This is a genomic window from Flavobacterium sp. CFBP9031, assembly GCF_034044945.1.
Taxonomy (GTDB): Bacteria; Bacteroidota; Bacteroidia; order Flavobacteriales; family Flavobacteriaceae; genus Flavobacterium.
The window spans coordinates 1-15,240 of record NZ_JAXCWF010000005.1; the positions used below are offsets into that span (position 1 = coordinate 1).

Below are 15,240 nucleotides of genomic sequence, written 5' to 3' on the forward strand. Positions count from 1 at the left end.
CGGTACGGTAATAGTAACCGAGTCGCAGTTTAGTGGATTCGTGTTTTCGCAGATTTTATATTCTACTTTGTAATCTCCTTTTGGAGTATTTGGCGCAACAGTTATGGTGTAATCTGAATTCAGCGTCAATCCTGTTGGAAGCGTTCCGATAATTTCAAACTTAACTTCTCCTGCCGTTCCAACTGTGATTGGATTTCCGTTTAATTTATCGTTTGCAGTTAATGAAATCGTTTTTCCGCCGATATTTCCGTTTATCGAAGCGATCACGTCTTCAACTGCATCAATTACTGGCAATCCAACTGTTACCTTCACAGTATTTGAACTGCAGTTGTCCAGATTTAATTTCTCGCAGATTTCATACGTTAGCTCATAATCTCCTGCCGGAGGATTTGCGCCTAAAATAATTTTTCCGTCTGCATCTACAGTCAGATATCCTTTCGGATCTGCCGCTGTAGTTTTCAGCGTAACATCTGCTGGGTCTAATGGCTGTGCATTTTTAGTGTCATTGTCAAATACATTTTTCCCTAATGTCTGAGGAACATTCGATCCTAAAACTGACGGAATTTCATCTGCATTTGCCACAAGGTTTCCTGCTGTTACCGGTACGGTAATAGTTACCGAATCGCAGTTTGCAGGGACTGCACCTACTTCACATATTGTATATTCTACTTTATAATCTCCTTTTGGAGTTCCTGAAGCTACTGTAATAGTTCCATTTGTATTTAATGTCAATCCTGATGGTAAAGTGCCTACAATACTTATTGTAACTTCTCCTGAATTGATTCCAATTACTGCTTTTTCTCCATTTAGCGTATCGTTTCCTATTAGAGATACTGTTGTTCCGCCAATGTTTCCATTAATTGGAGTAATAATATCTAGTACTGCGTCAATTGTATTTTCAACTTTAACCTCTGCTGTAGCTGTCTTGCAGTTCGATGGATTAGCAGATTTCTCGCAGATTTCGTATGTAATGCTGTAGGTTCCGCTTGGCGTGTTGGCTGCCAGAGTAACGTCTCCGTTTGCATCAACGCTTAATGGTCCGTCGCTGTCAATTGTAACAACCGTGTTTGCAGACGTAACAGATGCTCCGTCTAAAGTGTCGTTTGATTTAACATTGCCAATAACTGCAGCTGTAGATCCAGAAGTTTTTGTTCCGAAATCATCTTTAACCGCAATTAAACCATTTTCAACTTTAACTTCTGCAATCGCTGTCTTGCAGTTTGAAGGATTCGCATCTTTCTCGCAGATTTCGTATGTAATGCTGTACGTTCCGCTTGGCGTGTTTGCTGCCAGAGTAACGTCTCCGTTTGCATCAACGCTTAATGGTCCGTCGCTGTCAATTGCAATAACCGTGTTTGCAGATGTAACAGACGCTCCGTCTAAAGTGTCATTTGATTTAACATTTCCGACAATTGCAGCTGTAGATCCAGAAGTTTTTGTTCCAAAATCATCTTTAACTGCAATTAAACCATTTTCAACTTTAACCTCTGCTGTAGCTGTCTTGCAGTTTGATGGATTCGCACCCTTCTCGCAGATTTCGTATGTAATGCTGTAGCTTCCGCTTGGCGTGTTTGCCGCAAGAGTAACATCTCCATTTGCATCAACGCTCAATGCTACGTTGCTGTCAATTGTAACAACAGTATTTACAGACGTAACAGATGCTCCGTCTAAAGTGTCGTTTGATTTAACATTTCCGACAATTGCAGCTGTTGATCCAGAAGTTTTTGTTCCGAAATCATCTTTAACCGCAATTAAGCCATTTTCAACTTTAACCTCTGCTGTAGCTGTCTTGCAGTTTGATGGATTCGCACCCTTCTCGCAGATTTCGTATGTAATGCTGTAGCTTCCGCTTGGCGTGTTTGCTGCTAGAGTAACATCTCCATTTGCATCAACGCTTAATGGTCCGTCGCTGTCAATTGTAACAACCGTGTTTGCAGACGTAACAGATGCCCCGTCTAAAGTGTCATTTGATTTAACATTGCCAATAACTGCAGCTGCTGATCCAGAAGTTTTTGTTCCGAAATCATCTTTAACTGCTACTAAATCATTTACAATTTCAACTTTAACTGTAGCTGTATTGCAATTTCCACTATTAGCAATTTCACAAATTGAATAATCAAAAGTATAAGTACCTGTTGGTGTATTCGGTTTTACTGAAAGAGCACCATTTGCAGTATTAAAAATTAACACTGAAGGTACAGTACCATTTACTGTAACATCAATATCTCCTCTATTTACTTTATTACAATTTAAAACATCGTTATCAAAAACATTAGTAATAACAACTACTCCAGCTACTCCATTTGATGAAGAAACACTATCATCATTTGCTGTAATTTCACCAATTACGTTAACGATTTGCGTGCAAGTCTCTGTATTTCCTCCTGCATCTGTTGCTGTCCATGTCACCGTTGTGTTTCCGATTGGAAAACTTGAAGGTGCATCATTTGTCACTGTTACAGTTCCAGAGCAATTATCCGATACTGTCGGAGCACCTAAAGCAACTCCAGTTGCAGTGCATGAATTCGCATCTGCTGAAACTGAAACTCCCAACGGACAAGTGATTGACGGCTTCTGGGTATCTTTAATAATAACTTTTTGAGTCGCAGTTTCTACGTTTCCATTTTCGTCGCTAAAACTCCAGTTAATGGTATAAGTTCCCTGAGCATTATAAGTCAGCGGATCTGTCGTTGTTCCAGTCACTGTTCCTGCACAGTTGTCTGTCGTTGTCGGAGCAGTTGCAGTTGCAGAACATTCTCCTGTAATATCAGCCAATGTTGGTTTTACAGGTTTCTGAGTGTCTTTAATGATTACTTTTTGAGTCGCCGTTTCTATGTTTCCATTTCCATCGCTAAAACTCCAGTTAATGGTATAAGTTCCCTGGACGTTATATGTCAATGGATCTGTCGTTGTTCCAGTCACTGTTCCTTTACAATTATCCGTCGTTGTCGGAGCAGTTGCTGTTGCAGAGCATTTTCCCGTAATGTCAGCCAATGTTGGTTTTACAGGTTTCTGAGTGTCTTTAATAATTACTTTTTGAGTCGCAGTTTCTACGTTTCCGTTTCCGTCGCTAAAACTCCAGTTAATCGTATAAGTTCCCTGAGCATTATAAGTCAGCGGATCTGTCGTTGTTCCAGTCACCGTTCCTTTACAATTATCCGTCGTTGTCGGAGCAGTTGCTGTTGCAGAACATTCGCCCGTAATATCTGCTAATGTTGGTTTTACAGGTTTCTGAGTGTCTTTAACAATTACTTTTTGAATCGCAGTTTCTACGTTTCCATTTCCATCGCTAAAACTCCAGTTAATGGTATAAGTTCCCTGAGCATTATATGTCAAAGGATCTGTTGTTGTTCCCGTAACTGTTCCTTTGCAATTATCAGTTGTTGTCGGAGCCGTTACTGTCACCGAACATTCTGCTGTAATATCTGCTAAAACAGGTTTTACAGGTTTCTGAGTGTCTTTAATAATTACTTTTTGAGTCGCAGTTTCTACGTTTCCGTTTCCATCGCTAAAACTCCAATTAATCGTATAAGTTCCCTGAGCATTATATGTCAATGGATCTGTTGTTGTTCCCGTAACTGTTCCTTTGCAATTATCAGTTGTTGTCGGAGCAGTTGCAGTTGCTGAACATTCTCCTGTAATATCCGCCAATGTTGGCTTTACAGGTTTCTGAGTGTCTTTAATGATTACTTTTTGAGTCGCCGTTTCTACGTTTCCGTTCCCGTCGCTAAAACTCCAGTTGATCGTATAAGTTCCCTGAGCATTATATGTCAATGGATCTGCTGTTGTTCCAGTCACTGTTCCTGCACAGTTGTCTGTGGTTGTCGGAACAGTTGCTGTTGCAGAACATTCTCCTGTAATATCTGCCAATGTTGGTTTTACAGGTTTTTCTGTATCACTAACTTTTACTGTAGAAGCAGCAGAAGTCTGTTCGCAACCTGTTACTGTATTTTTAACTTTCACTTTATAATCTCCATCTGAATTTACCACTAATGAAGATGATGTTTCATCAGAAATCACGACATTATTTTTATACCAAACATAATTAGGTGAACTCGCGTTTGTTGTTGTGGTCAAAGTAGTTGTTAAGCAAGCTGTTAACGTACCTCCAATTGAAATAGTTGGATTAGGATTAGTTGTTATGTTAACTACATTACTCTTTGAAGTACAGCTCGATGCATTGGTAGCAATCACATAATATCCATTTGCTGCAGACAGATTGGTCCATTCTAATGCAGACCCATTTCCAGCTTTTGCTGATTGAATCGCTGTATTACTAGAATCATATAATTGATAATTAACTCCGCTCACCGAAGTTGAGGAAGAAATTGTACCATTTCCTCCTGGCGAAACACAAATTGTACTTCCAGTTAACGATAAAGCAACTGGTAATGAATTTACCGTTACCGTTGTGCCTGCAGAAACTGCACTTGTGCAGTTTCCGTTATTGGTTGTAACTGTATATGAACCGCTCGCTGTTGCACTGTAGGTTTTACTCGTTGCACTTGGAATCACAACTCCATCTTTATACCACTGGTTTCCAGATCCTGCAGATGATGTTAGTACAACACTGCCTCCTGAACAGAATGTTGTCCCTGTTGCAGCAACAGAAATTGTTGGCGTCGCAGGCACAGAATTTACTGTTACTGTAGCACTAACTGTTAATGCTCGACTACAGGTTCCATTACTTACATTAGTTAAATTTAAGGTGCCATTTGAAGTTACATTTGATACTGTAACTGTAGCTTTTCCATCAGATCCTATTGTAGCCGTTCCAGAAGCCGCTCCTGTATAAGTAACAACATTTCCCGATGTTCCTGATATTGTAAAAACAGCATTTGATCCAGAGCAGACTGGACTATTTGTACCGAGGGTAGCTGCAACTGGTAAAGCATTTGGTGTTATTGAAGCTGTAGCAGTATTATTGCCCGTAGGATCATCCACATTAGATGATGTAATAGTCGCAGTATTAGAATAAGTTCCTGTATCTTTAACTGTAGCAGTTATTGTCAATACAGCACTTGCGCCACTATCTAAACTAGAAATCGTCCATATCCCAGTAGAGTTATCATAAGAAGTTCCTGTTGGGGCTGTAGAAGAAACATATGTATATCCTGAAGGCAATTTGTCTGTTACCGAAACACCTTCCGCATTGGAAGGTCCTAAATTTTTAGCAGTTAATGTGAAAACAACATTTGATCCTACACATTGACTAGAAACATTAACTGTATTTTCTACAGCAACATCACTACAAAGTGTAACCGCAATAGGAGTTGATTGTGAACTAACACCACAAGATAATGTTGATGTTACTGTGTATGAGCCTGTCTTGGTAACTGTTATAGTATTTGAAGCTTCTCCTGGAATAACTGTTCCATTATAACGCCATACATATGGTGCAAAGTTGGCATCTGTGGTTAATGTTGCTGATTGTTTTAAACAACTACTTCCGCCAATATAAGTTTCTTTAGGAGCTGATGGCTGTTGTGCAAAATTTGAAAAAAATGCAGCCATCGAATAACCGTTACCTTGTTGCGCTATAGAAACCGTAAGTTTTGAATCACTACTAAGAGAAATTGTATTAGGATTTCCTATTTTATCTCTATTAAAATCAATTATATACCAACCTGTAGTCCCTAATTGACGTCTACTAGTCTTCATAGTTTCTTCTAGATTCGCAAAATTTAGCATCACCAAATCTGTAGCACTTCTTAATAATACATAACCAAAATAATCTAATGATTCTCTATTATATCCTTTAAAAGTCGAAGTTTCAATAAAATTAGATCCCCCACAAGCCGAAACTGGTGCAATTGTCGAAATATCAACCTCGCAACCATCAGCTGTACCAGAATAAACCGCAACATTATTAGTTGCAGAAATTCTTGATGATGTAAGTGCCGTGCCCGAAACACCATTTTTAAAAGTGTAAAACTGTCCCGCATTTAATGGCGAAGTAACTACTGGTGAACCTACCACACTCCCATTAGTTCCATAAGTGGTTATTGTCAGTACTGTATTATCTTTCGTCACTACAACTGTAGTTTGCTCCGCAGTGTCATTGCCTTTCCCTCTTTCAAGGAAATATTCTGTACCTAAAACAGATATTGGAGGTAATTGATCAAAAGTTCCATCCCCGCATGCAACTGGAGTGTCTATTCGCACTCCTGTATTCATTACAACGCGCCCTGATGTTTCCACTAAAGAGCCAATTGCAGCATTAAATAAATAACTTTGCCCTGCTCCTAATGTTGTTACTACACTTCCATTTACTTTTACTTGTGTGTTATTATTAATTGCCATAACACTATAGAAAGGTCGATCTTTATCACTTGATCCAACATTACGATAATATCCAACTCTAAATTCCACACCAATACCAGCATCCCCAAAACTAGTTAATGAAGCATTTCCTTTTATATAGTTATCTCCACCATCTCCTATGGCATCAGACGCAATATTTCTTAAATTTACAGAAACAGCCCCCCCTGTACTGGTAACTATTATTCCTCTATCATTATAGACTGTACCTGCTACATTATAACCTAAAGCAGCACTATTTGGATTTCCCACAAATCTATAAACAGCAGGACTTCCCTTTACTGTCGTTAGAGTACCTGCAGCTGTACCATCAGGTTTTGTGAAAGCCACAGCACTGCCATCACTTTTTGTTATAGTAAAGGTTACAGGAGCAGCAGAATTAGTCGCAATTATAATTTCATTTGCATTACTAAAATACTGCCAAGGTGCTGGTGCTATGTAATGTTTAGTAAAAAACTGAGCAGAAGCATGATAACTTGTTAATAGAAAGAATAAAATCAAAAGAATTAGCCTGTAAAATCCAGACTTACAAAAAGTAGAGTTACGCATAGACAACTTGAGTTTGTGGAACAGAAATTTCGGATACTAAAAAACAGATGATTGTTTTTAGCATATTGATGAGATACGAGAAAAAATATAAAATGGATTTAAAAAAACTTAGAACAGCTTTTTCAAGATATACATATAAAAAAGACATTATGCAGACCATTGTCATATAGTAATTTAAGACTATAAAAGTCTCACTGGTTTTAAATTAAGTAGATTTGGAAAGTGCGAAAGTATATCGAGGAATGAAATCAATCAACATTATTCCGACAAAGTGCACATAAAGTCGTTAAACAACATTTTTTAACAATTGTTCATCTATTGAAAATCTAATTTCTGTAAATATTTGATAATAAAACAGCGGAATTTTCTTAAATAATTGAAGAGATATTCAATTCCTACAGAATTTATTGATAAATAGGCAAAAAAACGTAGGAAAAAAAATAGTACAAAGGAGAAAGAGCCTTTTAAAATAAAAAACTGATAATCAAAAAGATAAAATAACAATCCACATTTAGTTGTTACTGTAAAAATTTAATATTACGTTTTAAACCATCAAATTTGGTTCTTTTAATAGGAGAGTTTTTAAAAACTAGCTTAAAGGTTTCTTCTGTAATCTCTATCCAGTCTTTTTTAGCAAAGGAAAGCAACTCTGGATTAGGATTAAATAAAGGTTCTGAATGGGGTTTGGAAAATCGGTTCCATGGACAAACATCTTGACAGGTATCACAGCCAAACATCCATTCATCAAATTTCCCCTTCATTTCTTCAGGAAGATTTTCTTTCAATTCGATGGTGTAATAAGAAATACATTTGCTTCCATCAACAATATAAGGTGCTACAATTGCTTGTGTAGGACAAGCATCTATACAAGCCGTACAAGATCCACAGTGGTCTGTGACTGCATAATCATATTCTAATTCTAAATCAATAATAAGTTCAGCAATGAAGTAAAAAGAACCAACTTTTTGAGTAATCAGGTTACTGTTTTTTCCAATCCAACCCAAACCGCTCTTTGCCGCCCAAGCCTTATCTAAAACAGGTGCCGAATCGACAAAAGCACGTCCTGATACTTCTCCAATATTTTCTTGGATTGAATGCAAAAACTCCTTTAACTTATCCTTTATTACAAAATGATAATCTTGTCCGTAGGCATATTTAGAAATCTTAAAACTTTCATCGTTTTGCTTAGAATCTGGGTAATAATTAAGTAAAAGCGATACGACACTTTTACCATCATCAACCAACAAAGTTGGATCAAGACGCTTATCAAAATGGTTTTCCATATAAGCCATTTGACCATTGCGATTGTTCTTCAACCAATTTTCAAGTCGAGGGGCTTCCTGTTCTAAAAAACCAGCCTTAGAAATTCCACAAGAAATAAACCCAAGTCTTTTGGCTTCTTCTTTTATAAATTTTGAATATATTTCTTTAGAATTGATACTCATCGTTTAGAAAATGAAACTTCAACGTTAATAGGTTTTAAAGTAATTAATGGGTTAAACTGAACGGTATCATTATCAGCTTTAATAGTATACTTTTTAACAATCTGAGATATTGTTAAACACATTTCATAAATGGCAAATCCAGTTCCGATACACATTCTCGGACCAGCTCCAAAAGGATAAAAATATTGCATTGATTCCTTTTTTTGCTCTCCAAGAAATCGTTCTGGAATGAATTCATCAGGATTATTCCAATATTTTGGATTACGGTGCAATTCGTAAAAAGAAACTCCAATTAAAGTGTCTTTTTTAATTTTAAATTCAGCCAAAGCATCATCCTCAAGATTTTGTCTGTCAGTAATCCAAGCTGGCGGATATAAACGCATAGACTCGTTCAAAACGGCATTCGTATAGACCATTTTTTGAAGCTGTTCGATACTATTGCTCGTTTGCGATTCAATCTCAATGATTTCCTCAAAAACCTTTTGTTGAACTTCGGGATTTCTTGCTAAAAGATAAAGTGTAAAAGTTAATGCGTTTGCCGTAGTCTCATGTCCCGCAATAAAGAGAACTTTAATTTCATCAATCAATTGTTCAATAGACATGCTTTCGCCCGTATCTTCATATCTGGTTTCTAGAAGCATGTTCAGTAAATCATTAATTTCTTCATTCGAAGCTTTTCTTTCTTCGATGATTTCCTTAATAATAGCATTATTTTCCTCTGCTAACTTAAGATGTTTTTTTACCTGTCCGCTCAATGAAAACCACCAAGCTTTATGCGGAAGTCTAATTTCTTTAATCAAGAAGTTTTGCACTTCTTCTATTATAAATTTAATGCGATGAAATTTATCCTCAGCATTTGAAAGCTGAAATAAAGATTTTGCGACAACATTAAACGCAAGATTACTCATAACCGGAAAAAGATCTATTGGTCTTTCTTCAACTAAATTATTTACTTCTGAAGCAATAGTCCCATTCATATTATCAACCAGCTGATTCATTTTTTGTTTATGAAAAGCCGGCTGAATAAGTCGTCTCTGTTTTAACCAAAAATCACCATCACTAGTTAAAAGTCCCTTTCCTAAATATTTGGAAAGATAAACCGATTGAAATTTAGATTTATTATAATTCTTTTGATTCTTAACTAAAATATGCTGTGCAATTTCATTATCTCGCGACAAGATTATATACTTAGAAAAGCCAATTCGTATAGAAAAAGAATCTCCGAATTTCTCAAAATATCTTTTATGAAAGGGAATCGGATTTCTACGAACACCTTCAGCATCCTTGAAAAATCTAAGTAAAGATAGTTTCTGAGGATAATTATATTTAAACTTGTCGGACATACAATTAAAACAAACCTCCTTGTATATTTGTGTTTATTTTCCCAAGATGCTTATATGCTTTATCTGTAACTTCTCTGCCTCGAGGCGTTCGCATGATAAATCCTTCCTGAATTAAGAAAGGCTCGTAAACTTCTTCTATAGTTTCACTGCTTTCACTAACAGCTGTAGCCAAAGTTGAAAGCCCTACTGGACCACCTTTAAATTTATTGATAATAGTTAATAATATTTTATTGTCCATTTCATCTAGACCATGAGCATCTACATTTAAGGCTTTTAAAGCATATCTTGAAATTTCGATATCAATTCTACCATTTCCTTTAATTTGAGCAAAATCACGAACACGTCTTAATAATGCATTTGCAATACGAGGAGTTCCGCGGCTTCTTCCAGCAATTTCAATTGCTGCTTCCAAATCAATAGGCATTTTTAGAATAGAGGCACTTCTTTCAACAATTGTTGTCAAAAGTTCTGTAGTATAATATTGCAAACGCGAAGATATTCCAAAACGCGCACGCATTGGAGCCGTTAATAATCCAGATCTCGTTGTTGCTCCGATTAAAGTAAAGGGATTCAGATTGATTTGCACTGTTCTAGCATTTGGTCCCGATTCAATCATAATATCAATCTTGAAATCTTCCATTGCAGAATACAGGTATTCTTCAACAACTGGACTTAATCGATGAATTTCATCAATAAATAAAACATCTCTTTCGTCTAAATTCGTTAGCAAACCAGCCAAGTCTCCAGGTTTATCCAAAACTGGTCCTGAAGTAATTTTGATACCAACTTGCAGTTCGTTAGCCAATATATTTGCCAAAGTAGTTTTTCCTAAACCAGGAGGTCCATGAAAAAGCGCATGATCAAGCGCTTCACCACGCTGATTAGCAGCGGCAACAAAGACTTTCAAATTTTCCAAAACTTGATCTTGTCCGGCAAAATCATCAAATGACAGCGGACGCAATCTTTTTTCAAGATCTAACTCTTCTGAGTTATATCCTTTAGTAGTAGGATCTAGATTTTCATTCATCCCACAAAGATATACAAAGTAATCAGTTTGTAAAATAGCAATACTGAACGATTAAAACTTTAACTAAACAAAAAAGGCTGTCATTTCTGACAGCCTTTGATTATTTTTAGTGGTGTAAAACTTCTTCACCTTCTTTCATTGGTACATTTTGAGGAACAAAATCTACATCATGATTAGGGTTACTGTAGTCATACGGCCAACGATATACGTGAGGAATTTCTCCTGGCCAGTTTCCGTGGATATGTTCAACTGGAGTAGTCCACTCTAAAGTTGTAGATTTCCATGGGTTCTGAACTGCTTTCTTACCGTAGAAAATACTGCTAAAGAAGTTGTATAAGAATACTAACTGGAATGCACCTCCTACAAGAGCAAATGTTGTAATTAAAACATTCACATTTTGTAAATCATCAAATAATGGGAAGTTAGTATTTGTATAGTAACGTCTTGGTAAACCAGCTAATCCGATAAAGTGCATTGGGAAGAAAACTCCATAAGCACAAACCGCTGTAATCCAGAAGTGAATATAACCTAAGTTTTTGTTTAACATTCTTCCGTACATTTTAGGGAACCAGTGGTAAATACCAGCAAACATTCCGTAAAGTGCAGAGATACCCATTACTAAGTGAAAGTGAGCAATTACGAAGTAAGTATCGTGAACGTTAATATCTAAAGTACTATCTCCTAAAATGATTCCTGTTAAACCTCCTGTGATGAAAGTAGAAACCATTCCGATAGAGAATAACATTGCAGGGTTAAATTGTAAGTTACCTTTCCATAAAGTTGTAATCCAGTTAAATGCTTTTACAGCAGAAGGAATTGCAATCAATAAAGTTGTAAAGGTAAACACAGATCCTAAGAAAGGATTCATACCTGAAATAAACATGTGGTGACCCCAAACAATTGTAGATAAGAATGCAATTGCAAGAACTGACATAATCATCGCTCTGTATCCAAAAATTGGTTTACGAGAGTTCGTAGCCATAATTTCAGAAACAAGACCCATTGCTGGTAAGATTACGATGTAAACCTCAGGGTGACCTAAGAACCAGAATAAGTGCTCAAACAATACTGGAGAACCTCCTTGGTAATGTAAAACCTCTCCTGCAATATAGATATCAGACAAGAAGAATGAAGTACCAAAACTTCTATCAAAAATCAATAATAAAGCGGCAGACAATAATACTGGGAATGAAATAACACCAATAATAGCTGTTACGAAAAATGTCCAGATTGTAAGAGGAAGTCTAGTCATAGACATTCCTTTAGTTCTTAAGTTAAGTACAGTAACAATGTAGTTTAAAGATCCCATCAAAGAAGATGCGATGAAAATAGCCATAGATACTAACCATAATGTCATACCTGTTCCTGATCCTGGAATTGCTTGTGGCAATGCACTCAAAGGAGGATAAATTGTCCATCCTGCAGATGCTGGTCCAGCTTCAACAAATAAAGAACATAACATTACAACAGCTGATAAGAAAAACAACCAGTATGAAATCATATTCATAAATCCAGATGCCATATCTCTTGCTCCAATTTGAAGCGGAATAAGTAAATTACTAAAAGTTCCACTTAAACCTGCCGTCAGTACAAAGAATACCATGATGGTACCGTGAATTGTTACTAAAGCTAAATAAATATCATTTGCCATTACACCATCAGGTGCAAATTTATCTCCTAATAAAACATTAAATATCTTAAAAGACTCTTCTGGCCACGCCAATTGCATTCTAAAAAGCAAGGACATTGCAATACCAATGATTCCCATAATAATACCAGTAATCAAGTATTGTTTAGCAATCATTTTGTGATCAATACTAAAAATATATTTAGTAATGAACGTGTCTTTATGATGATGTTCGTGCTCGTGATCGTGTCCGTGATCGTGATCGTGCGCTTCTGCTGACATATATGTGTACTTTAAATTTTCTAAATAATATTATTTCAATGCAACTTTAGCTACAGCTGCTTTAACAGTATCGACAACAGCTTTAACAGTGTCAATTACTTTTGCAGTAGAATCTGCAGTTGGAGCAGTTCCTTCAGCTGGTTTTTCAGCTGCTTTAGCAGCAGCAATATCCTGAGCTAAAGTAGTTTTCTCACTTAACCATTTTTTATAGTCTTCTGGAGAATCTACAACAACTTTCATTTGCATATTATAGTGAGATGCTCCACAGATTTTATTACATAATAATAGGTAATCAAAAGTATAAGGATCTAAAGCTGTACCACCTTTTGCAACTAACTCAATGCTCTTTTCAGCTCTAAGTTTGTTAATGTTAGCAACTTTTTCAACCATAAATGGTAACTCTCTATATTCCGAAGTAGTATATGTTGGAACGAAAGCAAATTCAGTAACCATACCTGGAACACAGTTCATTTGTGCTCTAAAGTGAGGAAAGTAAGCAGAGTGCAATACATCCTGAGAACGCATTTTAAAGTGAACTTTTTTACCTTTAGGAATGTGCAATTCTGAAACTACGATATCATCTTGAGCATTTGGATCTGACATATCAACTCCTAATGTATTGATTCCTTCGATTAAACGTACGTTAGCTTTACCTAAAACGTTATCTTGTCCAGCGTATCTTGCAGTCCATTTAAATTGCTGAGCATATAATTCGATTTCAATTACATCTTCATCTTTATCAACGAACATAATATTATTCCAAGCGTACAATCCGTAAAGAATTAAACAAGCTAAAACTACAGATGGAATAATACTCCAGATTGCTTCTAATTTATTACTATCAGCAAAAAATAATGCTTTTTTATCTTTATGTCCTCTATTTTTAAAAGAAAACCAGTATAGTAAACCTTGTGTAATAAATTGAACTAAAAAAATTAAAACCCAAGTAATATTCATTAAATTATCCACTAAAAGTCCATGCTCTGAAGCAGGCGTGTGAAGTGCTAAACCTCCCCATTTTAGTAAACCGTAAATCGTAAATATGTATATGAATGCCAAGAAGCCAAACATAACATACCCTTGAATATTATTATCATTATCTGATGCAACTTGAGAATCGTCCGAAGAAGCTCCTACCTGAGTAAGATCAAATATCTTCGTCAATTGCCATAATGCAACTGCTAATAAAACTAAAACTATAATTACCAACAAACTTGTCATCTGTTTACTTCTTTAAATATTAATAATGAAAATGTTTACTTTCTTCGATGAAAGGATTTCTTTTTGCAAGCAAAGGAGATTTAGTTAATGCAGTAAATACAACAAATATAAATAAACCTAAGAAGAAAAGAATCGATGCAATTTCAGGAACTCCAATAAACCATTTGTCTCCTACTGTACCAGGCATGATCATATTAAAGAAATCAACATAATGACCTAATAATATCACAACACCAGCCATAACAATAACCCAGTTAAGACGTTTAAAGTCAGTATTGATTAATATTAATAATGGGAAAACAAAGTTCATAACAACCGCTCCAAAGAAAGGAAGGTTATATAACTGAATTCTTGTTACAAAATAAGTTACCTCTTCTGGAATGTTAGCGTACCAAATCAACATGAATTGAGAGAACCATAAATAAGTCCAGAATACACTAATACCAAACATGAACTTAGCTAAATCATGGATATGACTTGTATTTACATACTCCAAATATCCTTTAGATTTTAAATAGATAGTTACTAATGCAATAGCTGTAATACCACTTACAAAGAAAGAAGCAAATACATACCATCCAAATAAAGTACTAAACCAGTGTGGATCAAAAGACATAATCCAATCCCAAGACATAATAGACTCAGAAACTATAAAGAATACTAAGAATCCAGCAGACGCTTTGAAATTCTTTTTGTAGTAAAGATCATCATTTGCTTCATCTTGTGCCAAACAGTTTTTTCTAGAAATATGACGGTAGATATTCCATCCTAATAAAAAGATAAATGCTCTTGCAATCCAGAAAGGAAAGTTTAAATATCCTGATTTTCCAGCAATGATAGCATCGTAATTTGGGCTTTTAGGATCAGTTACTCCTTCTCCTAACCATACGAAGATATGATTAAAATGTAATCCACATAATACTAAAAGTATAAAGAAGATTATAGAACCAGCTGGCAAATAAGCTGTTATACCTTGCATAACTCTAAACAAAACTGGAGACCAACCTGCTTGAGCAACTTGTTGAATTGCATAGAAAGCTAAAACCCCCATTGAAAGAAGTAAAAAGAAAATACAAGCCACATATACAGCAGACCAAGGCTTATTTTGCAATTGGTGCAATACGTGCTCTAAATGTTTTTCGTGCTCATTTGCACCAGAAACTTCTGCATGCTCAGCTCCTTTGTGAGAGTCATGTGCAACTTCAGCAGCCTCATGATGACCTGCTTCTTTGTGAGATGCCTCCGCTTTTTCTTCATGCGCAGCGCCATGAGAACCATGTTCATCTGCAGCAAGTATTTTTTCAACTTCTTGAATATCTTTTGGTGCGCTTAAAAAACCATACCCAATTCCTAATAAACCAACGGCCATTAAGATGATAGAAAAAGTTTTTAATTTACTTGAAAATGTATACATATCTATTACGA

The 15,240-nt window shown here is 36.0% G+C and carries 7 protein-coding genes; all 7 read right to left on the reverse strand.

What is annotated here, in order from left to right:
- Nucleotides 1-6,870, reverse strand: a 6,870-nt coding sequence (locus tag SOM12_RS09780; RefSeq protein WP_320493316.1) for an HYR domain-containing protein, incomplete at its 3' end; no start/stop codon positions are given.
- A 518-nt stretch (nt 6,871-7,388) separates the two neighbouring features.
- Nucleotides 7,389-8,315, reverse strand: coding sequence for a tRNA epoxyqueuosine(34) reductase QueG (queG, locus tag SOM12_RS09785; RefSeq protein ID WP_320493317.1), 927 nt, complete (start codon nt 8,313-8,315; stop codon nt 7,389-7,391).
- Entirely contained in the window at nt 8,312-9,658 is a 1,347-nt protein-coding gene (locus SOM12_RS09790) for a cytochrome P450 (RefSeq protein ID WP_320493318.1), read from the reverse strand. The genes queG and SOM12_RS09790 overlap by 4 nt, the downstream gene beginning before the upstream one ends.
- 4 nt (nt 9,659-9,662) lie before the next feature.
- Nucleotides 9,663-10,685, reverse strand: a complete 1,023-nt coding sequence (gene ruvB / locus SOM12_RS09795) for a Holliday junction branch migration DNA helicase RuvB (protein WP_095927926.1) — start codon at nt 10,683-10,685, stop codon at nt 9,663-9,665.
- Nucleotides 10,686-10,791: 106 nt separating this feature from the next.
- Nucleotides 10,792-12,594, reverse strand: coding sequence for a cytochrome c oxidase subunit I (locus SOM12_RS09800; RefSeq protein ID WP_095927927.1), 1,803 nt, complete (start codon nt 12,592-12,594; stop codon nt 10,792-10,794).
- Nucleotides 12,595-12,624: 30 nt separating this feature from the next.
- Complete coding sequence (locus SOM12_RS09805) at nt 12,625-13,815, reverse strand: cytochrome c oxidase subunit II (protein WP_095927928.1); 1,191 nt, start codon at nt 13,813-13,815, stop codon at nt 12,625-12,627.
- Nucleotides 13,816-13,834: 19 nt separating this feature from the next.
- Nucleotides 13,835-15,229 (reverse strand): quinol:cytochrome C oxidoreductase, encoded by a 1,395-nt coding sequence (locus tag SOM12_RS09810; RefSeq protein WP_095928198.1) that lies wholly within the window; start codon nt 15,227-15,229, stop codon nt 13,835-13,837.
- Nucleotides 15,230-15,240 lie beyond the last annotated feature (11 nt).